Raw genomic sequence first — 22,269 nt, 5'->3', positions numbered from 1 at the left:
AGAAACTAGTGCATTTATACACTAGTTTCAAATGATCTCATTTTGAATGATGAAGCTTATTTCACTTTCGCAGTGCTTGTAATCACTTCAACAGCTTTCTTGATAGCGATGTCGTGTTTCAGCATATCTTCTGAAAGCAATTGGCGAACACGTTCCACTTCCATGTTGTAGTCTGTAGCCAATGAAGTTACTTCTGCTTCGATTTCTTCTGCGCTAGCTTCAAAACCTTCTGCCTTAGCAACAGCTTCTACGACAAGGTTTGTCTTAGTCCGTGACTCAGCATCTGCTTCGTATTGCTTGTGCAGGTCTTCCTGAGTAGTGCCAGTGATTTGGAAGTACATGTCAGGTGAGATTCCTTGGCGTTGCATGTTGCCCAAGAATTCATTAACAGCGCGGTGCACTTCTTCGTGGACCATTTCTGCTGGCAAGTCAACGATTTCCGCGTTTGCTACTGCTTGATCAATAGCTGCTGCTTCTACCGCATCCTTATAAGCTGTTTCCTTAGCTTCTGACAATTCTTTGCGGTACTTTTCTTTCAGCTCGTCAAGAGTTTCCACTTCTTCGTCGATATCTTTTGCAAGTTCGTCGTCCAATGCTGGAACTTCTTTTTCTTTAACTTCGTGAATAGTTGTCACAAACTTAGCTTCCTTGCCTGCCAAGTCTTCTGCTTGGTAGTCTTCTGGGAAGGTTACGACAACATCCACTGTTTCACCTGCACTGTGGCCAACCAACTGCTCTTCAAATCCTGGGATGAATTGACCGCTACCCAGTCCAAGTGAGAAGTTATCGCCCTTGCCGCCGTCAAATTCAACGCCGTCAACAGATCCAACAAAGTCAATCACAACTGTATCACCGTCAGCTGCTGGACCTTCTTTGAGAACCAACTCAGCCAAGTTGTTACGCTCACGCTCAATGCGCTCATCTACTTCGGCGTCAGTCACTTCTTTGCTAGCTTCAACAGTTACTTCCAAGTCTTTGTAAGCACCCAGCTTAACTTCTGGCTTAGTGACTACTTCAGCTTTGATGACCCAGTCTTGGCCTTTTTCCATAGACTCTACATCAAACTGAGGCTGAGCAACTACTTCGATACCTGCTTCTTTAACAGCAGCTTCATATGCTTCTGGAAGAAGAGCGTTCAAAGCATCTTGGTAGAGGGCTTCTTCACCAAAACGTTGGTTGAAGATAGCACGTGGAAGGCGACCTTTACGGAAACCTGGTACAGCAATATCTTTTTTTACTGAGTTAAATACACGGTCCAAGGCAGGCTTGATTTTCTCTTGACTGATGCTAAAAGTCAAAAGACCGCGATTTGTTTCTTTGTTTTCAAATGATACAGACATTCTGTCATTTCTCCTTAAAATTTATTGAATACAACCCATTATAGCATAATTAGAGTTTTTTTCAAAATTATTTTTCCTTTTATCCCTTCCTGATTTTATCCTCTATATAGGCCGCTCTGGCGCCGCCAATTAGCTTGGGACGGCTGGCTAAAGCTGTGACATGGGCAGCTCCCAATTCCTTGAGAATCGGTCGAATAGGAATCTGCACATGCTTGACATGCATGCCGATAGCAGTATCGCCAATATCCAGCCCCGCCTGAGCGACAATAAACTCTACCTCGACAGGATCTTTCATGTATTGGAAAGCCGCTAGCTGACCGCTGCCTCCAGCATGAAGAGTAGGCAGAACATTGACTATCTCCAAATCCTTCTTGTTCGCTAAGGCTCTTTCGACTACGAGGGCACGGTTGAGATGCTCACATCCCTGGACTGCTAGAAAAATCCCCTTCTCTTCTAAGATATCCAGTATGGTTTTGACAATGACCTGTCCGACTTCCAGACTGGAATTCTGACCGATATGGCCTCCGACAACCTCGCTGGAGGATAGACCCAGAACAAAAATATCTCCCTCGACCAAGGCAGCCTTGTCCAAAACATCTAGAACAATCTGACGAGTTCCCGCTCCAATCTTAGCTAAGTCCATGTCTCACCTCGTTTATTTCACTGCGACCGTTTTTTCAAACTCTCTGGGAAGGCTTTGTAGAGGGCAAAACCGACCACTAAACCAAATGCATTCTGCATAAAATTACTTAAGATTTCGGCTAGGGCAGCCCCAACACCATTCATGATACTACCAAAGATGGCATAGCCACCGACCATAGCCACTGCGGCCAAGACCAGCCCAAGATAGCGACTCTTGCCCTCAAAGCCAGCAAAGAACCCCTGAAGTCCGTGGCAAATCAGACTGAAAATCATCCACTGAGGATAGCCAGCAATCATATCAATCAAAAAGCCTGAAAGACTTCCAACAATAGCCGCTTCCTTGCGGCCAAAGTAGAAAGCTGTAAAATAAATCCCTGCATCCAGCAGTGTCAAAAATCCTGTCGGAGTTGGGATTTTTAAAAAATTCCCCAAAACCACAGATAGAGCTGTGATGAAAGCTAAGATAACTAATTTTTTAACTTGATGATTTCTCATACTGAACTACCCCATATTGATCTGAGCGCTGAATCGCTCGGTAAACAAAATCTTTAGAAATTTGAACTGCTGCAAGCGGAAACTTGCCTAGAAGCAGCTGACTGGCAATGCTGGAAGCAAATGTGCAGCCTGCTCCGGTATTGTTGCTAGCCAGCACTGGCGATTCCATGATTTCAAAATTTTGACCGTCATAGTAAACATCCACCGCCCGCTCCTTGCTCAAGCGATTACCGCCCTTAATCACCACATGCTTGGCCCCCAAATCATAGAGCTCCTTGGCTGCAGCCTGCATATCCTCCAGACTTTTGATTTCTTTTTGGGTCAATAGCTGAGCTTCTGCTAGATTTGGTGTGATGATACTGACATAAGGAAAGAACTTGATGATTTCTTCTCTCAGCGCACTGACTTCCAAATCATGATTTTCCTTGCAGACCAGAACAGGATCCAGCACAACTGGTATATCCGCATGCTGCTTGACAAAAGCCAAAGCCTGCTCTGCTATTTGCAGATTGGGTAAAAGCCCTATCTTAATAGCAGAAAAAGGAAGATCCTTGAGACTGGCCAACTGCTGGGCAAAAACCTCTTCCTCAACTGGAATGACCTCAAATCCCTTATCAGTCATAGCCGTCAGGCAAGTCACAGCTACGAATCCATGCAGACCATTGACTGTATAGGTAGCCAAATCAGCGTGCAGTCCGCCACCGCTGAAAATATCATTGCCCGAAAGGGCTAAAATCAACTTATTCTTCATAACGAATCTCCTTTAGATAGAGGCCGTTTGGACCAGCTGTTGGCCCTGCCAGATGACGGTCTTTCTCCGCTAAAATCCTCTGAATCTGCTCCACCGGCATGCGCTTGTTGCCAATCTTGAGTAAGGTACCGACCATATTGCGGATCTGCTTGTAGAGAAAGCCATTGCCTGAAAAAGTAAAGACTAGAAAATTACGCTCTGCATCATAGCGAACCTTGGCCTCGGTAATGGTCCGAACCTTGTCTTCCACGCTGGTCCCAGAAGCCGTAAATCCAGTAAAATCATGCGTCCCCTCTAACTGAGCAATCGCTTCTTCTATGAGACTCAGCTCCAAAGGATAGGGATAATGCGTGGCATAATGGCGCATCATAGGATTTTTAGGCCGGCCGATGTCCACCAAAAATTCATAGGTCTTGCTGTGCTTATTGTAGCGAGAATGAAAATCATCCGATACCTGCTCCACCCTGATAAAATCAATATCTTCCGGCGTCTGAGTATCTAAGGCAAAACGCAATTTCTCTTCATCCCGCTCTTCTGGTAAATCAAAATGCAGCACCTGGCCCAGAGCATGGACACCGCTGTCGGTTCGGCCCGCTCCATGAATCACCACAGGCTGGCCTTTATTGATACGGGTCAGGGTCTTTTCAATCTCTTCCTGAACACTTCTGGCATGGGGCTGTCGCTGAAAGCCAGCAAAGCCATAACCATCATAGGATATAATAGCTTTATAACGTGTCATGTGTTTATTTTAGCAGGAAAAAAAGCCCCCAGCAAGCCCTAAAAGCAGGAACTGTCCGGGGACAGATTTTTTAAAAATATTGTATAAGAAATAGGGATAATTTGCACTCTGACTTGCCATTATACAACAAAACAACCCATCTGAATCAGACTGTCAGTGACGACACAAACAGAGCTAATTCAAATGGGTTATTGATTACATATTACTAAAAGTCATTATTTGCAGTTACACATGCAGCAAATCTGACACTTTTTCTTAGGAACCCCAAATAGAGTTTTCATCCATAAAACTGTTGGTGTTCTTGAGCAATTGCGTAAAGACAGCATACTTGAAGTCCTTGGTTGCGCGTTCATCTACACGAGACTTCTTCAGATCCTTGTCAACAGCTTCAGCAAAGCCAGCTTTCAACTCTTCATAAGTAGTATAGACTTTTCCATTGACAGTCACTGGCTTAATACCTGAGGTTTGTGCTTTATCCACAACTTTTCTGAAGTAAGCTTTCTTGAAGGCTTCCATGGTTTCAAATTCGCCCTCAGAAATTTGCTTGATGATAAAGTTATCGCTCAAACCAGTCACACCTTGCTCATTGGCTGTCTTACGGTGTTTATTAGAAGCATAGCTTACAAAGCCTTTTTCATAGCCATAGTAACCCCAGATTCTGAAGGTATTATGCTTGAACATCAAGGCGCCTGGCGCTCCAGTATTGTTTTGACCGCCACCATAGATACCTGTCATAAAGTCGATCGCAATGTAACTAGAGTCATAGTCAGCAGGGTTATAAGTTCGATTGTCAACCGCACGGTTAGACAGCAAGCCTTGGTCAACCAAGTCCTCTACAGATGAAACTGACATGGCCGCTTTCTCTTCTGCCGTCAACTCTCTCACGACATCATATTGAGTCCGAGCATCTACAACCTTCGGCTCAACCTTCTTGAACCATTTAGCAGCTGCTGCATTTCCTTTGGCAACAACGGCTTGTCCCTCAAGGTAATCCAGCAGCATGAGGGTATCATTATAGCCCTTCATATAGTGGTCGATGTCTGCTCGGTTCTTGAAGAGACTTGGCGAGCTATTGAAAATGAGACTACCATTATTTGGACGATCAAAGGCCATATTGAGACCCAGAGCACCCCAGCCTGGCTGATCAGGAACAGGCGATTGGAGCATCCCTTGGGCATAGCCTTCTGGTCCAATCCCTTGTCGTCTGCCATGTCCGCCCAGATAAATATCTCTGTCATTGACGTGGGTAAGCTCGTGCGTGAAGACGGACACACCATATTCCGTCAAGAGGTCAAAGGCCTCGAAGTTCACACGGATTGAACCAGCAGCATGGGCGCCATAGCCATTTGACTTGTACCAGCCACCAGCTCTGCCACCAACTAGGTTAAAGAACTCGCGGGATGGTGCATAAGGATTGCCCTTATTATCATTTCCGTTGACATCAATCCAGCCACGTCCTTCTACATCAAAACCATCCCATACAGCCGTTACATTTTGCTTGACCATTCTGGACTTGATATCATCTGAGAGAAGCTTGTACCAAGTGTCTACGTGATTTCGATGCTGGGTCGCTACTTCCTTGATGCGCGCATTAAATCGTTCATCAGACCATGACCGGCGCTTGTCTCTGTTGACAAAGGCCATCGTGCTATAGTTTGATAGAATAGCTAAGCGCGTATTTTTCAAGGTTAGCAGCGGAAGGATATAGTTGCTGAAATATTCAGAGTTGAGGTTATCAAAGACGCGATACTTAGCAGACTTGATCTCCTCGACTTCTGACTGGCGTTCTTCAAACTGAATAAATCCTCGGGTCGCATCCTTGAACCAAGTATCCATGTCCGCAAAGTCAGTCAGCAGGCGACGGTTGTAATCCAAGTAAGCCACCAAATCACTAGACTTGGACTCAGCCTTCAACTGACGTGCAAACATATTGACATTATCTGCCCCTTTCAGTTGATTTTCTGTCGAACGACCAATCTTAATCAAGCGATCCAGCAATGACACTTTTTCACCATAGAAATCTGGTTTGAAGAGTACTAGCTCCTTGAGGTTATAGTCACCAAATTTGAGATCGTAATAACGGTTGAGGTAGGTCAGACCGAGCATGATAGCCGTCTTGTTCTCTTCGATTTTAGCTTTCAGAGCTTCATTGGCTGCTGGATTATCAGCATGGAATCTTGTCCATTCATTGGCCAGGAGCTTACCAAGCATATCCTGCAAGTTGGCTTTCACTTCAGCCAGAGATTCATCTAGGAAGAGACGCTTGACTTTGTTGACCTTGTCATTATCATTAGGCAGGCCAACAGAACGATAGACTTCATCACTGTACAGTTCAAAACTCTTTAAGCTCTCAGTCAGCTGAGTCAGCAAGTCTTCTTTGACAGCCGTTGAGTGGTTTGGAGTATAGACTGTACCAAGCTCTGCAATCTGGTATTCCGGCAGAGCCGTCTCTTCAAATCGTGCTTGATTTTGAAGATTGAAGATGGTCTTGCTTCCGTCTGCAAAATGGACTAAGATCTTATCTGCATCCGTTCCGCCAGTAACAAACTGGTTACCTTTCAGAGCTTGAACTGATAGAACTTTCTTCGTCAACAAGTCACCCGCCTTACCAGCATCCACCAGCTTATTGGCTTCATGAATCAAGAATTCTTGATTGTAGAAAGGCATAAAGCGCTCTAGGTTCTGATAAAGCTGTTCATTTTCTGCCTTGTATCCTGGTTTATCTTGATAAGTACTTGTTCTCAGGATAGCAGCATTTAGCTTCTCAGTTGTTACTTCATTTGCGCTGGTTTGTTCAAGAGCTGTAATCCGATAGCTCTTGACTTTTTGCTCCGCTTCAGCTTCTGTCAAGCGGCGGAACTTGGCATCTTTTCCTGTCTTGGTTCCAGAGCTGTGTCCCTGAACACCAAAAAGGTTTTGGAGTTTTTGCCCCATCCAAGCGTCGGTAATCTCATTATCAGAGCTAAAGAGCTCTTTACCGTTCACTACAGTGGCATAGCTGACGGTGTCATTGATAGTTCCATACGGCCAAATGGAAGCAGCGATACCAGCCGCATTTCTTGAGCCTGCATCCTCTAACTTACCTTTGGCAACCGACTGAGTTAGCTTGCCCCAATTCCCCCAGCCTGCACCTGAATAGTTAGTGAAGTTTTGAGCGACCAGCATACCTGCATTTTGACCACTCTTAACCCAAATATCTGCTTCGACATAAGCTCGGCTTACTAAGGACATGGCGTTGGTTCCAGCGATACCAGCTGTGACAGAGTTTCCACCCTTGGACTTAATCTGGCCCTTAAAGGAGACATTTTCAACTCGAGATTGGCCTTCTATATTGTTAACCAGACCGGCTATATGGTCTCTTCCTTCCAAGTATCCTTGGACATTGACATTTTCGATTACTCCTTTATTCTTCAAGCGGGCAGCAATTGTCGCAACTGTATCGCCCGCTTGCGAATCTGGATAAACCATATTGACCCGCTTAAAGTCAATATCCTTGACCGTTCCACCAGTAATCGTATCAAATAGAGGATGCGCTAAGTCTAAAATCGCATGGCGCTCACCATTTTGACCACCAATCAGCTGGCCTTTGAACTCACCTGGCAAGTAAGATTTGCTGTTGGCAGGTTTGTCAATCAGCTTGGCACTGATACTGCGGCCCAAAATAAAGGTTCCAGAAGGATCTTCCTTGATACCGTCCAAAAGATCTTGGAAGTCATAGTAGACATTTCCTTCACGCTTCTTAGCCTTTTCCAGATAGAAATCAAAGCTGTTTTGAAGACCAGTTGCGCTTCTTTGCAGCAAGTCTGGCAGCTGAGCCTGAATCTTGAAGACAGGCTGGTTATCAACGACCACTTCCTCAATAGAGGTAACTGGTAGGACAGTGTCCTTGAACTGGTCGGATGTAAAGTGCAGATAATATTGGTCCAGATTTGCTGGCTTTTCAGCCAGAGTAGGCATCAATTTTGTCTGGCCATTTTCAACCTTCATCAAAGCGACATTAGTGATGGACTTGAGTTCTACCTTCTTCAGGTCAAGCTGGACTGTCTCTTGAGCTAATTCCTGACTTTCAGAGCCATTTCCTAAGTCATAAGACAGAGTCGTCTCAATCTTATATGGTGTATAGTAGTCCAAACCACTGAAGCTAGCAGTCAACTGGCCTGCCGCCAAGTTCTGCTCTGCTATCAGCTGGCCATCCTTCTTCAGACGAACATGAGCACTAGTAAAGGCTTGATCCCTGTCCGTCAGCTGGTATTGAATCTGAACTGATTTCTGCAATTCATCCTTCTTAACCGCTGAAACAGTCAGAGTTGGTGCTGCTTTAAGGGCCAATAAGTCGGACAAAGCTTGCTTAAGTTGGTTGACACCCGCATCTATTTCATCTTGACTTGACGAAGTTTGATAAACCGTCGCAGCCATATTCTTAATTGCTTGCAGCTGCTGATAGGATTGATTGGTGTAAACTCCTGGATCCACAGCCGTTGCTAAAGCTAGCTGCTTGCTCAATTCTTCTTTATTGATGCGAGCCTTGCTACCTCGAGTGACCACTGTATCAACTGCTTCGTGCAAGATTCTTTCAGTAGTTTGCGGCTCTGATATGCGATTCCCGTCCAAGACTTCATAGCTGGTTACAATTTCTTTTTGTCCTGGAGTTCCATCGACAGTGGTCTCCTCATCAAGATACTTGCTATCATCTGTCTTGTTGACAACTTGAGGTTCTATCGTTTCTAGCTTGATGTCTGTATGTAGACTAGGCTGTTCTGGCTGAACTGTCGACTCACCATTAACGCCACCTGTGTATTCTGGCAAAGCTGGCTCAACTGGAGCCACGTCACTAACTGTAGCTACTGGAGCATCATAGACTGGATTGTCTGCTTGAACTGTCGATTCGCCGTTAACGCCGCCTGTATATTCTGGGAGAGCGGGCTCAACCGGAGCCATGTCACTAACTGTAGCTACTGGAGCATCATAGACCGGATTGTCTGCTTGAACTAGCGATTCGCCATTAACTCCGCCTGTGTATTCTGGGAGGGCAGGCTCGACTGGGGCTGTGTCTCCAACTGTACCAACTGGGGCAGTATAGACTGGAGTTTCCGCTTGAACTAGCGACTCACCGTTCACAGCACCGCTGTACTCTGGCAAGGCAGGTTCTTGTAAACTTTCTCCTTTTGCCGTTTCTATAGGTGGATTTGACGGTTGAGAAGCTGGACTAAGATTTGGAACTGGAGTTGGGGTTGGAAGATTCCCTATCTGGCCAGAATCACTTTCATCAGGATTCAGCTGATACAGCAACCCTGCTTGAGCAGCTCGATCAATAGAATCAGAATCCTCTTTTGCAGCTTCTGACACTTCTGCTTGCGCTTGAGCTTCTTGACCAGCTGACAAAGAGGTTGGCTTGGTCTCTGTCAAAGTACGCAAATCAGAAGCTGTAAAGTAACCGATATAGTTATAACCTGCAATAGTCACATCCGCTTCAGAAACTGCTGACGAAACCGCAACTTGACGGTTATAGGAAAGTAATTCCCGATTTTCTAGCGCAAACGCTTGAGGAGACTGTAACACAGTTTGTCCCAAGCTACCTAGCAAAAGCACTCCTAGTAACTTACCAGATTTCTTTCGTGAGAAAACCAGGACAGCCAAAATAGCCGTTCCCGCAAATAAGCCGAGAAGCGGCTGACCGTTATTTCCTGTACTCGGCAAGACACTTTGCCCATCTTGCTTCCGATAAATCAAGTAATAATTTTCCCCTGTTTGCAGATTTTCAGGCAGACCTTTCTTAATCAGCCCTTTTTCCTGCTCTGTTAGCTCTTGCTCTTCGACATAGCTATAGTGAGCAGTCGCACCGCCTCCTACTTCATCTGCAGCAACTGTCGAACTGGACAAAGAGCTCCCAAAAATCAGAGCTGCAATGGCAACTGAGCCCACACCGACAGACAATTTGCGAATCGAATATTTCTGAATTCGCTCCTGCACTTTTTCAAAACATTTCACTTTATAAATCCCCTTTTTCCTAAAATGTATAAAGCTAATCCCCCATTATCTCCCTAGCCACCCCCCAGCAGGCTAAAAAGATACGTTTTATACATATAGTATTATCATATATCTTTTAGGAAATTTTTACAATAGATTTTACTTAAAAAAAACAATTAATTTTTATAAAAGTAAATATAGAAAATCTCTTTACACTTTTTATTGTGAATTTCTTTTGATTAAAAGGCTGGTCAGAGCGGCTCTCTTCCTTGACTACATTTGCCAAATGTCCTTCTAGAAAACACAAAAAGAACAGCATCAGGCTGCTCCTTTTTATCTGTTTACAAATCTTCCAAGGCATCTTTCATTTTGTCAAAGAAGCCTTTTTTCTTAGGATTGACCGAGATATTGCCAGCTTCCGCAAATTCTTTGAGGGCTGCTTTTTGACGGTCGTTGAGGCCAGTCGGCGTCACAACATTGACAGTTACATACTGATCCCCCATGCTTCCACCACGCAGACTCGGTGCTCCCTTGCCACGCAGACGGAAACGCTTGCCAGTCTGTGTTCCTTCTGGGATATTCAGCTCCACATCCCCGTGAACAGTTGGGATATCCACACTGTCACCAAGAGCCGCTTGGACAAAGTTGAGATTGAGCTTGTAGTAAATGGTAGAGCCATCTCGCTCAAACTTGTCACTCGGCTCAACTTGGACCACGACATAAAGGTCACCATAAGGACCGCCATTAAAGCCTGCTTCACCTTGACCAGACAGACGGACCTGCTGACCAGTTTCCACACCAGCAGGGATTTTGACCTTGACGCTGTGAGCCTGTTTTTCATGCCCCGTTCCGTGACAGGTTTCACAAGGACTTTTGATTTCTTTTCCTCGGCCGTGACAGACATCACAGGTCACTTGACGACGCATCATGCCAAGCGGTGTCTGGGTATCAACATTGATGACACCTGAGCCATGACAGCGGCCACAGGTAACAGGACTAGTTCCTGGCTTAGCACCAGACCCATCACAGGTCCGACAAGTCGCTTCGCGGTTATACTTGATTTCCTTCTCAGCCCCGAAAATTGCTTCTTCAAAGCGGAGATTCACACGATACTGAAGATCATCCCCTTGGCGCGGAGCATTAGGATTGCGAGTGCCACCACCGCCAAAGAAGCTGGAGAAGATATCTTCGAAGCCGCCAAAGCCGGAGCCATCAAAGCCGCCGAAGCCGCCTGCACCACCGCCAAAGCCACCATTAGCTCCCGCTGCGCCGTATTGATCATAGGCTGCCCGCTTTTGCTCGTCGCTCAGCGTCTCATAAGCCTCTTGGACTTCTTTATATTTGTCCTCCGCCCCAGCTTCCTTATTAATGTCGGGGTGGTACTTTTTAGATAATTTCCGATAGGCTCTCTTGATCTCATCCTGAGAAGCATTCTTAGAGACACCTAGACGGTCATAATATTCTGTATTGTTCATATAAGATACCAAGACCGTAAAATTCGACTGAAAAATAGGAAATCAGGCGACGGAGCGATGCTCCAAGGCTAATTTCTCTTTTTTTCTGAGAATTTAGGTCGGGTTCAGTTCCTTTCTTTAAATTTTAGAAAATATTGATCAGAGGGTATTTTCAAATTCATGCTTCATCTCAGCAAACTCTTCATCGGATAAAGTGAATATCAAGTCCTCTTCCGAATACTGATTCTGTTCTTTAAAATAGTTGTCAGCATTATCTACCAAATCTAGACTAAGAAGCACTTTTCTCGCAAACGCTTGATGTGCAAAGCCAACAGCTGTAATGATGTTTTTATCTTGTAGAACAGCTTGAGCTTTGAAATTCTCACGTGGAAGAAATTCAAAATAGTCAAAGAAGTTTTGCCAAATCCCACCAGTAAATTTAGCGTCCTTCAACAAACCTGCTTTCGCCAATAAAATGGGCGCTGAGGAAATAGCTGTAATTAAAATCTCTTGCTGCTTCAAAGTTCTTAGAAAAGAAATCAATTTTTCATCATGCAAAGCAGGAGCAATATTTATCATTCCTGGCAAAATGACACAAGAATAGTCTTCGATAACTACTTCATCCAGTGTTCTAGTAGGTTGACAGGCTAATCCATCTTCTGATCTTATAACATTTCTATCTGAACCAGCATAATCAACCTCAACACCAAAAGATAGCCCTAAAGTACTGGTCAGACCAACTACTTCATAAAGTGAAAAATTAGGATAAATTAAACAGAGCACTTTCTTCATAAGCGTCACCCTCTAGTTTACCGAAAAACAGAGGCTGGGTTGCAACCTCTGGATTTCTTCCTATCATTACGACGTGAAATTTTCAAAACAATATTTTTCGAAAAATTTTTGACGCGGTAGCTGATTGGATTTTAGGTTCGTCTTTCAGACTCCCAAAAATCCTAATCATCCTCGCGGGGGTTCGACTACGAACTAAAAACTTTCAATTTTTAGTTCTTTCTCACCGCCTATTTCTCAGTAAACTCTCCGTCTACGACATCATCGTCTGCTTTAGTTGAACTTGTGTTTTCAGCTCCTTCTGCTCCTGCTTGGGCTTGTTGAGCCGCAGCAGCTTGCTCGTAGAGTTTCACTGCCAGTGCTTGAGCTTTTTCGTTAAGAGCTTCCAATTTCGCTTTCATGTCGTCCAAGTTATTATCTTCTTGCGCCTTCTTAAGTTCATCAAGAGCAGCTTGGGCAGCGTCACGCTCTGCGTCGAAGCCTTTGCCTTCAGTTTCCTTGATAGTCTTTTCAGTCGCAAAGATAGCTTGGTCAACTTCGTTACGAAGATCAACTTCTTCCTTACGTTTCTTATCTGCTTCAGCATTTGCTTCCGCATCCTTCATCATGCGGTCGATTTCTTCGTCAGTAAGGCCGCTGTTAGATTGGATGACAATGTGTTGTTCTTTTTGAGTTCCAAGGTCTTTAGCCTTAACTGATACAATACCGTTCTTATCGATGTCAAAGGTTACTTCGATTTGAGGGATTCCACGAGGAGCAGCTGGAATATCTGTCAATTGGAAACGTCCAAGAGTCTTGTTATCTGCTGCCATTGGGCGTTCACCTTGAAGAACGTGGATATCAACGGCTGGTTGATTGTCTGCTGCAGTAGAGAAGACTTGTGATTTAGAAGTTGGAATCGTTGTGTTGCGGTCGATCAGCTTAGTGAAGACACCACCCATTGTTTCGATACCAAGTGACAATGGTGTTACATCAAGAAGGACAACGTCTTTGACATCACCAGTGATGACACCACCTTGGATAGCAGCACCCATAGCAACTACTTCGTCAGGGTTCACTGATTTGTTTGGTTCCTTACCAGTCTCAGCTTTAACAGCTTCTACAACTGCAGGAATACGAGTTGAACCACCAACTAAGATTACTTCGTCGATTTCTGACAAGCTCAAGCCTGCGTCAGAAAGAGCACGGCGAACTGGTTCTTTAGTGCGCTCTACCAAGTCACGAGTCAAATCGTCGAATTTAGCACGAGTCAAAGTCATTTCCAAGTGGAGAGGTCCAGCGTCGCCAGCTGTGATAAACGGCAAGCTGATTTGAGTAGAGGTTACACCTGAAAGGTCTTTCTTAGCCTTTTCAGCTGCATCTTTCAAACGTTGAAGCGCCATCTTGTCATTTGACAAGTCGATGCCGTTCTCTTTCTTGAACTCAGCTACCATGTGGTCGATAATCTTTTGGTCAAAGTCATCACCACCGAGTTTGTTGTCACCAGCAGTTGCCAGTACATCAAAGACGCCATCACCCAACTCAAGGATTGAAACGTCAAAGGTACCACCACCCAAGTCAAAGACCAAAATCTTTTCTTCTTTATCTTGTTTGTCAAGACCGTAAGCAAGGGCTGCTGCAGTTGGTTCGTTGACGATACGTTCTACTTCAAGACCAGCGATTTTACCAGCGTCTTTAGTCGCCTGACGTTGCGCATCGTTAAAGTAGGCTGGAACTGTGATAACCGCTTTGCTTACTTTTTCACCAAGGTATTCTTCTGCATAGCCTTTCAAGTACTGCAGAATCATAGCTGAGATTTCTTGCGGAGTGTATTCTTTGCCATTGGCAACTACTTTTTCAGATGTTCCCATTTTTGATTTGATGGAAATGATTGTATCTGGATTTGTTACTGCTTGACGTTTTGCCGCATCACCAACGATGATTTCACCATTTTTGAATGACACTACAGAAGGTGTTGTGCGATTTCCTTCTGGGTTTGCAATGATTTTGCTTTCAGTTCCTTCAAGAACTGCAACTGCTGAGTTTGTTGTACCTAAGTCAATACCGATAATTTTAGACATATTTTTACCTCTTTTTACTTTAATTTATTTTCAATACTCTTTGTTTCGCTTCGCTTACTATTGCAAAGCCGAACATTTTTTATCTTTCTTCATAGTTTATTGTCGTTTCGGACAAGGTTTTTCAAGTTTTCTAGCCTAGTTATAGACCACTACCATTGTTGGGCGCAGGATACGGTCATGAAGTTTGTAGCCTTTTTGGAAGACCTGCGCGATAGTGTCAGCTGGGTGCTCATCGTCAGCTGGAACTGTTTGAATGGCCATGTGATAGTTATGATCAAAAGCTCCGTCGGCTGGAATTTCTTCGATCCCCTCTTCTTTGAGAGCATGAATCAAGCTTTCCTGTACCATTTCCAGTCCTTTTTTGACATCATCTGTCAGACCTTCAACGGCAAGCGCACGCTCCAGATTATCTATCGAAGGCAAAATAGCTTTTGCCAAGTCCTGGCTGCGGTATCTTTGCAGCTGCTGACGTTCTTCATTTGCTCGGCGCTGGATGTTCTGCATTTCTGCATGAGCACGGAGATATTTGTTTTCAAAATCTTCTGCCCGCTCATTCGCTAGTTCTAATTCTGATTTTTCAGAGCTTGCTGATTCAGCTTGCTCAGCTGTTTCTACAGCCTCCTCTTTTACTTCTACATCTTCTGGATGTTCTTCTTGTTTATGTTTTGCCACAAGGCACCTCCTTTTTAGGAATATTTATACTATATTTAGTGGACTTCATAGTGATTACTGCTCAGATAGCGATAGAAGTCGGTCAGTTTCATGGTCAGCACGCGGTTGACGACATTCATCTGACTGACCAGTCGTTGGTAGTCAAGATTGACCGGACCGACAACTGCCAGCACCCCAAATCCTCGATAAGGAATCAGGAATTTGCTGGAAATCAGTGTTAAATCAGCCAAACAGTTTTCTCTACTGTCTGCCACGCGCACGCTTTGCATCTGATCTTCAGCCAAACTATCGCGAATTTCAAAGGCTACTTTCTGCGGGTCATCAAAAAACCGATAAGCTGACAGATCTGAAAATTCCAAGAGCTGAACCTTGCCAGACAGAATCACATTTTCCTTGAAAATATCACCAAAGATATGCTCAAAGAGCTGAATGACATTGTCTGTCGTAGTGAAATAGCGTTGGATAATCTGCGGAATTTCCGTCCGAATCTTGTAATGGATGTCCAAGACTGTCTGTCCCAAGAACCGCTCACGTACCAAGCCTTTAAGCCTGTCCAGATCTTCTCTTAGGAAGTTGCGCGGAATCATAAACTGACTGGTGATAGTATTGGACTCATCCAAGGTGAAGACCGCCAGAGCCGTGTGCTGACTGAGCACAACGATATCAAAAGCTGTCAAGCGCTGCCGACTGGGTTCTACATCCAGTGCAACAACCGTGCATCCACTGAGCTTGGTCAAAAGATCCGCTGCCTGTTGAAGAATGTCCTCCAAGTTGAAAAACTCATAGTCAAAGGCTTTGATAACCTCATAAAGTTCATTCTCAGCGAGACGATCAAAGGACAGAGAATGCTTGACAAAGTACTGAAAACCAGCCACGCTAGGCTTACGGCCGCTGGACGTATGCGCCTTTTCCAGAAGCCCCTGCTTTTCCAAAGCCGCCATATCATTTCGGATAGTGGCACTGCTGGAATTGATGGAATCCTGCAGGGCTTTGGAGCCGACTGGCTCGTGAGTCTTGGTAAAGATATCAATAATCAAATTCAAAATCTCATTTTGACGCTCCGTGACCACGGCATCACCTCCAATCAAGATTCTGCTGTCGATTAGCACTCAACCACCTCGAGTGCTAACTCATGATTCTATTATACACTCTTCCACACCAAAGTCAAGACAAAAACTCAAAAAATTAGCACTCTTTTTACAAGAGTGCTAAAAATCAGTCTAGCGACCTAGATTAGTCGTCCAAGATTTGCAAACGGCGCATCAAATAGAAAGAAATTCCTGCAAAAAGAAGCAGCCAAAGTAGCAGAGCCAAAAATTCTCCACTCCATAAATGGAAATGAGACCAATCTTTCATATAACTACTAAAGAGGCCCATAAAGCTATAACGCAGCACCTTAAATAAATCCTCGCTCATATTTGAAAACATAGGAATAAATGCCGCCAAGAGCATGGCTGGAACACTAAGAGATTGTGCCATGACCTGATTTTTACAAAACAGACCAACCATTAAAAAGAAGAAAATTAAGACCAGCATGGTCAATAAGAGAACCAAACTATAGCTGAACAGATGATTAGAAAGCTTAGCTCCTACCAAAATTGGGGTAATGACGATATAAAAAATCCCAATAATCGCAGGCCAGATTAAAGCGGAGAGAATATATTGACCCGCTGTCACACCAGCCAAGCGCAAACTTTGCAAATTATGTTTTTCTCTTTCCTCAGCTAGGATGATGATAATAGGTGTTCCAACAGACATGGCTAGAGAGAAAGGCAGAGAGATCGTAAGCAACATAGTAGCTAGTTTATCCGCTCCAATTTCCTTACCTGCTCCATTCAGTGAAAAAATAAATTTATAGAGAAAAATGAGAAAAATCGGCATGAAGACCTGCAACAGAATACTTTTATTAGCTAGTGTCACTTGACCTCTCAGCCAAATCATACCTTTTAATTTATTAGACATTTAAGGTACCTCCTGTCAACGTGATGAAAACATCTTCCAAAGTTGGTTCGCAGGAATGAATACTGATAACATTGGACAAATCCAAGCCTCCTTGTAGTTCCTCAAAGGCCACCGTCTTTGTCGTCAAATCTACATATTCTAAACGAACCTTCTTATCTGTATTATACTTTTGGATAATCTCATGCGGACTGCCTACTTCGACTAGTTTTCCTTTACTTAGCAAGGCCAAGCGATCACACAAGAGGGTAGCTTCCTGCATATCATGGGTTGTCAGAAAAATAGTTGTCCCCTGAGCTTTTAGTTCTAGCAGTAGTTCATGAATGGTGCGAGAGGTTGACGGATCCAAACCACTGGTTGGCTCATCCAAGAAGAGCAGTTTAGGTCGATTAATCAAGGCTCGCACCAGTAACATGCGCTGCTTCATACCCGTAGATAGTTTTTCAGCCACCTTGTTGCGACTATCATAAAGCCCCACTTTTCGGAGAAGTTCATCGACTTCTGTCATATTAACACCAAAGAGCATAGCATAAGCCTTGAGATTTTTATAAAGTGACATCTTTTCATAAAAACCGCTGCCATCGCTGACAATCCCAATCTGCTCCAGGACTTCTGCCTTTAAATCCTCAACCGGTGCAGACAGCACATGAGCTGTCCCAGCATCTGCGGACAACTGTCCAGTCAAGATATTGATAGTCGTCGTTTTACCAGATCCAGATGGTCCTAGGAAGCCAAAAATTTCTCCCTCTCGGATGGAAAAATCGATTCCTGCCAAGGCTTCTTGTTCCTTGAATTTCTTTTTCAAGCCTTGCACTTCAATAATGGTCTTTTTCATTGTTTTCCTCGCTTTCACAACAGTATTTAACAAAACTGCAATTAATCTTTCAGTTCCTGCCTCATTTTCCAAAAACGCAAGGCAATATGGACCAGTTGGCAGAACAGAATGAGCAATATAACACAGTCTATTGCTAAGATTGACTTGAATAATAGACTTGCTTTTAAACTTTTCTGGGAAATATCTAGGATGAGATAGGTAGTGACACACAAAACCATGATGGCTGGCAAAAATCGCCATACAAGCAAACGCTTGACCATTTCTAGCTTAGACCAAGCATCATTATAGATTTCAAGATCGCTGTCTGCATCAAGCTGAGAAACTGGCTTGCGGAAATAAGAAAATTGATTAAAGTTTGTAATATGCTCCCAGCCACAATCCTCAAACAGTTGATAATAGGATTCTTGCTCCGCTTTCTTTATAGGGCGAAAATCTAATTGATAGGCCACTTCCTGAGGCGGACATGCTTCAAAAGTATAACGAACCGCAACAAGAAAGGGAGAATAACTTACTTTTTTCAATTTCCAGCCTTGGCTATGCATTTTTTTAAAATAAGCTGCTTCTCTGTCATAGTCTGCAATGGTAAAGATTTTATAGACAATCTTCTTTTCCATCAAACTTCCTCCTTACTATTGCGGTAAAGGCGCTCAATCCGTTGTATTTCCAACTCTAAAATCTGCTTCCCAAGCTCCGTGATAGAATAGAGCTTTCTCTTTTCTTCCTCACGAACAAAGGCAATCAGACCATCTTTTTCCATCTTTGCCAAGGTTCCGTACATGGTCCCCGGGCTTATAGATAGCTGTCCTTCTGTCAGATCCTTGACTTTTTGAGTAATACTGTAGCCATGCCTTTCTTTCTGAAGACAGAAGAGGATATAAAAACCTGTCTCTGTCATTGGCACATAGACTCTCCTAAGCTTTTCTGTCAGTCCACTCATCTTTTTATCTCACTTTCACCTCGATATATCGAACCTTGATATAAAAAATTATATCGCAGTTCGATATAGTTGTCAAGGATTTATAAATATTTTTTACAAAAAGTGATTCATTTTTATCTTTCAATACTTGTAGTTGATTTAATCAGAAGCTAAAAGGATTAGAGACCTGCATCCTGATAAATCAGCATAAAAAAAGCCAGGAACACCTGACTTACTTTTTTATTTTCCCGCTGCCTTGAGTAGGGCGATATATTCTTCCAGAACCAGATTATGCTTCTGCATATACTGGGCATTCTCCACACCGACATAGCGGTAATGCCAGTTCTCAAAATCAACTCCAGTAACGTCACTCTTGCCATCCGGATAGCGAAGGACAAAGCCATATTGGGGAGCTAGCTCAGCAATCTTGGCTGCCACTTCATCCTCCTGGCCTTCTGGAGCACTCATATCAATAGCCAAGCCCGTTTGATGCTCACTGGCTCCTGGAAGCTGCACCTGTTTCAGCACGATGCTAACTGCTTCTTCATTCGACAAGCCTTTGGCGACTTCCCCAGCAACTTTTTCGTTATAGAGTTCCTCCTGCTCAGCTCGGCTGCGATAGCCAGAGATTAGAGTTTCTTCAGGAGCTATCGCTTGGGCTGCAGCTAGGAATTGCCGAGTATTTTCAGCAATGCGGCTGTCCACCTGAATTTCTCCAATCTGAGTCAGATCAGGCGTCTTTTCTTCTTGCTGGTTGTCACGATTGACCAAAATCAAATTCCAGTCAGTAGAAGACACCTTGGGCAAATCAGACTGTGAACTCTCTGAGCTAGAAGAGCCCTTATTAGCAGAACTGCTAGACGAACCCAAAAACTGAATCTTTGCAAGCAGATCTTGTAATAAGGACGGACGGAAATAAATCGCCGTTCCTCCAGCTGCCAGACACAAGACGATTAACAGCAAAAGTGTCAACCCAATCTTTTTAGACTTCGATTTTCTCTTTTCTTTGCGATGTTTAGCGCTCTTCAACTTCTTCCTCCATTACTTTGGCACCGGCCTCTCGATAAGACATGTCTCCGACGCAAGCTACTGTGAATTTACCGTCTTCATAGTCTACAACCGTCACACTGCCATTGTCCAAACCATGAGGCCGAGTTCGATTGATTAGATAGACAAAGGTTCCGATGGTCATGCCGTGGCTGACTACAAGGGCATTGCCGCCGCCAGCAGCTTCCAACTCCTCAGCTATGGCTGAAAAGCCTTCCCAGATTCGGCCGCTGAGTTTTTCCCAGTTTTCTGCCCAGCCTGCTGTATCGACTTCTACAAGGCCTTCTGCCAACTCAGCATAGCTGAGCTGATGAACGTGCTCAATATTGAAAACCCGGGGCATCACACCCATAAAGAGCTCTCCATCATAACCACCATCAAAACTGCCAAAACACCATTCGCGAATCCGTTTGTCAAAGGTATAAGGAATCTGTCCTGTCAAACCCAGCTCCTCTAGAATAATGCCCATGGTCTGAATAGTCCGGCCGCTGTCGCTGGAACGAGCCAATTTGAAATCAAGCCCAGCTTCTCTCAAACCAATGCCCAACTCATGAATACCACGTTCCCCAACTTCTGTCAAAGGGGTATCAGACCAGCCTTGAGCTCGGCCGATAGTATTAAACATGGTTTTGCCATGACGAACCAAGTATAATCTTGTTTTTGCCATTTCATTTCCTCCGTTGTTCTTTTCATATTATACCATTTTATGAAGAAATTGGCGCCATCTGGCTTTCAAAGCAAAAAGCAGGAGTCTCAAAACTCCTGCTCATTCTTGATTTTCTCGGTCCAATATGGCTGCGCCGATCTGACGGTAAGACACATCGCCCAGAGCTTGAATGCTAAAGCGACCATCTTCATACTCCAACACTGTGACACTGCCGTTTTCGACATTAGGATTTTTCGTGATATTCTCATCAACCAGATAAGCCAAAGTACCAATGGTCATGCTGTGGCTGACGACCAGAGCATTTCCGCCACCAGAGGACTCCACCTCTCTAGCAATGGCTTCAAATCCTTCTAAAATTCGACCACTAAGCTTGTCCCAAGGCTCAGCCCAACCAGCTGTATCCACTTCTACCAGGCCATTCGCCAAATCTGGCCAACTGAGTTCTTTGTAATTATCCGTCTTAAGAACTCGTGGGATAACGCCATGAAAGAGCTCACCCCCATAAGCACCATCAAAACTGCCAAAGCACCACTCCCTGATGCGCTTGTCATAGCGATAGGGAATCTGGCCAGTCAGGCCCAGCTCCTCTAGGATAATCCCCATGGTCTGAATGGTCCGGCCGCTATCACTGGAAAAAGCCCTAACAAAAGGTAAACCCGACTCTCGCAATCCGATACCTAGCTCACGAATACCTCGCTCGCCTTTAGCAGTCAGCGGGGTATCAGACCAGCCCTGAGCTCGGCCGATAGTATTGAACATGGTCTTGCCATGACGGATAACATAGAGTCTTGTTTTTGACATACTTCACCTCTTTTATTTTTTCTTTGTTTATTATAGTATAGGCCTTCGTATTCTTTAGATAAAGAAGAGGGAGAAGACGCTTCCTCATCTTGATAGACTGCAGCTCACCGTGAAGTCAGCATCTAATCAACTATAGAGACTTAATATGAACTTTTACGGCACTGACACATCCAAAAATAATGAACAGATAATGAAGCCAATAATTAAGACCAAACTGTCCGGATAAAGCGGCTTTATTAATAGCGATAACGGCTTGCAAAATATTGCCTTCTCCTTGGTAAAAAGAATTGGCATAACCGATTTGAACAGCTAAAAAGCTCATCGCTAAAGTAAAAAAGAAACTTGCGACAATTCCTAAAACAGAAACGCCTTTGACAAATTTTTCATAGCAAGCAATGCTAAATAGCAGTGTAAAACTTGATATGAAGCCCATGGCCAAGGATGCACCTGTCAGAAAGAAGACAAGACATGCACCAAGCAAGCTCGTAAAGAATGCTCCGAGAACACCCAGAAAATAATGTATTTTCTGCGGATTTTGATGAGGAAGGGAGCGCTTTGTCACCTTATCCTGTGAGATCGAAACCATCCGCTCATAGCTAGATGGCGTGAGAAAGAGCCAATCTCCTTTGAACTGATACAGGTCGACCTCTCCGGTTTCACCGGTTTTCTCACAGGCGCTAACCAGCCCTTGTTCCTTAAAGTAGCGGGTGCAGTCTTCGATAGCCTCCTCCAAAATATCCGGCAGCAAATCCCGATCCTGATCAGCCAAAATCTGACAGGCTAGGCTGTAGCCAGCTCTCTCAAAATCAATCAAAACCTCGGAATCGTTAATCAGAGCTTCCAAGGTATCTCGACCGATATAACCTTGCTCACATCTGACCGAGAAAAAAATCGCAAATTCGTCGCCATCTGTTATGGTCTCTAGATAAAAAGCATAATCCCTTCTACGGCCATATATAATGCCGCTCTCCTTATCAAAATCCAAACCTAAATCAAGGGCCAGCTCAGCTAGCTCTCTTTTATTCATAACCTAAACAATCTCCTTATAATCCCCTATATTTCAAGCATCCAGCTAGATTCAATCCCACAAACTCCTACTCAGAAACTGAATAGCTGTCCTTTATAATGCTTTCTT

19 protein-coding genes are annotated in these 22,269 nt (G+C 44.1%); all 19 read right to left on the bottom strand.

All coding sequences use genetic code 11. The annotated features are described in order from the left end of the window. Nucleotides 1-56 precede the first annotated feature (56 nt). Nucleotides 57-1,340: a trigger factor gene (gene tig, locus FKX92_RS06695; RefSeq protein WP_149565875.1), complete on the bottom strand. Its 1,284-nt coding sequence runs from the start codon at nt 1,338-1,340 to the stop codon at nt 57-59. A 79-nt stretch (nt 1,341-1,419) separates the two neighbouring features. Further along, entirely contained in the window at nt 1,420-1,983 is a 564-nt protein-coding gene (locus FKX92_RS06690; RefSeq protein ID WP_149565874.1) for a TIGR01440 family protein, read from the bottom strand. Nucleotides 1,984-2,000: 17 nt separating this feature from the next. Further along, the gene (locus FKX92_RS06685; protein WP_149565873.1) at nt 2,001-2,477 is read right to left on the bottom strand and encodes an ECF transporter S component; all 477 of its coding nucleotides are present in this window, start codon (nt 2,475-2,477) and stop codon (nt 2,001-2,003) included. Then, nucleotides 2,458-3,228 (bottom strand): bifunctional hydroxymethylpyrimidine kinase/phosphomethylpyrimidine kinase, encoded by a 771-nt coding sequence (locus FKX92_RS06680; RefSeq protein ID WP_149565872.1) that lies wholly within the window; start codon nt 3,226-3,228, stop codon nt 2,458-2,460. The genes FKX92_RS06685 and FKX92_RS06680 overlap by 20 nt, the downstream gene beginning before the upstream one ends. Next, nucleotides 3,218-3,967 (bottom strand): tRNA pseudouridine(38-40) synthase TruA, encoded by a 750-nt coding sequence (gene truA, locus FKX92_RS06675; protein WP_149565871.1) that lies wholly within the window; start codon nt 3,965-3,967, stop codon nt 3,218-3,220. Before truA ends, FKX92_RS06680 begins: the two co-directional genes overlap by 11 nt. A gap of 255 nt (nt 3,968-4,222) precedes the next feature. After that, complete coding sequence (locus FKX92_RS06670) at nt 4,223-9,955, bottom strand: ZmpA/ZmpB/ZmpC family metallo-endopeptidase (RefSeq protein ID WP_149565870.1); 5,733 nt, start codon at nt 9,953-9,955, stop codon at nt 4,223-4,225. 320 nt (nt 9,956-10,275) lie between these two features. Beyond that, complete coding sequence (gene dnaJ, locus FKX92_RS06665) at nt 10,276-11,409, bottom strand: molecular chaperone DnaJ (protein WP_004192278.1); 1,134 nt, start codon at nt 11,407-11,409, stop codon at nt 10,276-10,278. A 138-nt stretch (nt 11,410-11,547) separates the two neighbouring features. Then, the gene (locus FKX92_RS06660; RefSeq protein WP_149565869.1) at nt 11,548-12,180 is read right to left on the bottom strand and encodes a DJ-1/PfpI family protein; all 633 of its coding nucleotides are present in this window, start codon (nt 12,178-12,180) and stop codon (nt 11,548-11,550) included. A 227-nt stretch (nt 12,181-12,407) separates the two neighbouring features. After that, nucleotides 12,408-14,237 (bottom strand): molecular chaperone DnaK, encoded by a 1,830-nt coding sequence (dnaK, locus tag FKX92_RS06655; RefSeq protein WP_149565868.1) that lies wholly within the window; start codon nt 14,235-14,237, stop codon nt 12,408-12,410. Between the two features lie 135 nt (nt 14,238-14,372). Further along, nucleotides 14,373-14,909, bottom strand: coding sequence for a nucleotide exchange factor GrpE (gene grpE, locus FKX92_RS06650; protein ID WP_149565867.1), 537 nt, complete (start codon nt 14,907-14,909; stop codon nt 14,373-14,375). A gap of 35 nt (nt 14,910-14,944) precedes the next feature. After that, nucleotides 14,945-15,979 carry a heat-inducible transcriptional repressor HrcA gene (gene hrcA / locus FKX92_RS06645; RefSeq protein ID WP_149565911.1) on the bottom strand — a complete coding sequence of 345 codons (1,035 nt, stop codon included), beginning with the start codon at nt 15,977-15,979 and terminating at the stop codon, nt 14,945-14,947. 163 nt (nt 15,980-16,142) lie between these two features. Then, complete coding sequence (locus FKX92_RS06640; RefSeq protein WP_149565866.1) at nt 16,143-16,871, bottom strand: ABC transporter permease; 729 nt, start codon at nt 16,869-16,871, stop codon at nt 16,143-16,145. Continuing rightward, on the bottom strand, nt 16,864-17,703 hold the full coding sequence (locus FKX92_RS06635) for an ABC transporter ATP-binding protein (protein ID WP_149565865.1): 840 nt from the start codon (nt 17,701-17,703) through the stop codon (nt 16,864-16,866). The genes FKX92_RS06640 and FKX92_RS06635 overlap by 8 nt, the downstream gene beginning before the upstream one ends. Before the next feature lie 41 nt (nt 17,704-17,744). Further along, complete coding sequence (locus tag FKX92_RS06630; protein ID WP_149565864.1) at nt 17,745-18,317, bottom strand: DUF2812 domain-containing protein; 573 nt, start codon at nt 18,315-18,317, stop codon at nt 17,745-17,747. Continuing rightward, on the bottom strand, nt 18,317-18,640 hold the full coding sequence (locus FKX92_RS06625) for a PadR family transcriptional regulator (protein WP_004185416.1): 324 nt from the start codon (nt 18,638-18,640) through the stop codon (nt 18,317-18,319). Before FKX92_RS06625 ends, FKX92_RS06630 begins: the two co-directional genes overlap by 1 nt. 219 nt (nt 18,641-18,859) lie before the next feature. Next, complete coding sequence (locus FKX92_RS06620; RefSeq protein WP_149565863.1) at nt 18,860-19,648, bottom strand: M15 family metallopeptidase; 789 nt, start codon at nt 19,646-19,648, stop codon at nt 18,860-18,862. Continuing rightward, complete coding sequence (locus tag FKX92_RS06615) at nt 19,635-20,333, bottom strand: histidine phosphatase family protein (protein ID WP_149565862.1); 699 nt, start codon at nt 20,331-20,333, stop codon at nt 19,635-19,637. The genes FKX92_RS06620 and FKX92_RS06615 overlap by 14 nt, the downstream gene beginning before the upstream one ends. Before the next feature lie 99 nt (nt 20,334-20,432). Further along, entirely contained in the window at nt 20,433-21,134 is a 702-nt protein-coding gene (locus FKX92_RS06610) for a histidine phosphatase family protein (RefSeq protein ID WP_149565861.1), read from the bottom strand. Between the two features lie 130 nt (nt 21,135-21,264). Then, nucleotides 21,265-22,161, bottom strand: coding sequence for a hypothetical protein (locus FKX92_RS06605; protein ID WP_149565860.1), 897 nt, complete (start codon nt 22,159-22,161; stop codon nt 21,265-21,267). Between the last annotated feature and the right edge of the window lie 108 nt (nt 22,162-22,269).

Source organism: Streptococcus sanguinis (assembly GCF_008329445.1).
GTDB classification, from domain to species: Bacteria; Bacillota; Bacilli; order Lactobacillales; family Streptococcaceae; genus Streptococcus; species Streptococcus sanguinis_O.
The sequence above is the reverse complement of the archived record's forward strand: the minus strand, read 5'-3'. Positions and strand labels throughout refer to the sequence as shown.

Excerpts from the sequence above, each read along its gene's own strand:
- dnaJ (WP_004192278.1), bottom strand. The coding sequence starts at position 11,409 with ATGAACAATACAGAATATTATGACCGTCTAGGTGTCTCTAAGAATGCT.
- FKX92_RS06635 (WP_149565865.1), bottom strand. The coding sequence starts at position 17,703 with ATGAAAAAGACCATTATTGAAGTGCAAGGCTTGAAAAAGAAATTCAAG.
- FKX92_RS06630 (WP_149565864.1), bottom strand. The coding sequence starts at position 18,317 with ATGGAAAAGAAGATTGTCTATAAAATCTTTACCATTGCAGACTATGAC.
- FKX92_RS06610 (WP_149565861.1), bottom strand. The coding sequence starts at position 21,134 with ATGTCAAAAACAAGACTCTATGTTATCCGTCATGGCAAGACCATGTTC.
- FKX92_RS06605 (WP_149565860.1), bottom strand. The coding sequence starts at position 22,161 with ATGAATAAAAGAGAGCTAGCTGAGCTGGCCCTTGATTTAGGTTTGGAT.
- FKX92_RS06615 (WP_149565862.1), bottom strand. The coding sequence starts at position 20,333 with ATGGCAAAAACAAGATTATACTTGGTTCGTCATGGCAAAACCATGTTT.
- FKX92_RS06660 (WP_149565869.1), bottom strand. The coding sequence starts at position 12,180 with ATGAAGAAAGTGCTCTGTTTAATTTATCCTAATTTTTCACTTTATGAA.
- FKX92_RS06680 (WP_149565872.1), bottom strand. The coding sequence starts at position 3,228 with ATGAAGAATAAGTTGATTTTAGCCCTTTCGGGCAATGATATTTTCAGC.
- FKX92_RS06685 (WP_149565873.1), bottom strand. The coding sequence starts at position 2,477 with ATGAGAAATCATCAAGTTAAAAAATTAGTTATCTTAGCTTTCATCACA.
- dnaK (WP_149565868.1), bottom strand. The coding sequence starts at position 14,237 with ATGTCTAAAATTATCGGTATTGACTTAGGTACAACAAACTCAGCAGTT.
- FKX92_RS06690 (WP_149565874.1), bottom strand. The coding sequence starts at position 1,983 with ATGGACTTAGCTAAGATTGGAGCGGGAACTCGTCAGATTGTTCTAGAT.
- tig (WP_149565875.1), bottom strand. The coding sequence starts at position 1,340 with ATGTCTGTATCATTTGAAAACAAAGAAACAAATCGCGGTCTTTTGACT.
- FKX92_RS06625 (WP_004185416.1), bottom strand. The coding sequence starts at position 18,640 with ATGAGTGGACTGACAGAAAAGCTTAGGAGAGTCTATGTGCCAATGACA.
- truA (WP_149565871.1), bottom strand. The coding sequence starts at position 3,967 with ATGACACGTTATAAAGCTATTATATCCTATGATGGTTATGGCTTTGCT.
- FKX92_RS06640 (WP_149565866.1), bottom strand. The coding sequence starts at position 16,871 with ATGTCTAATAAATTAAAAGGTATGATTTGGCTGAGAGGTCAAGTGACA.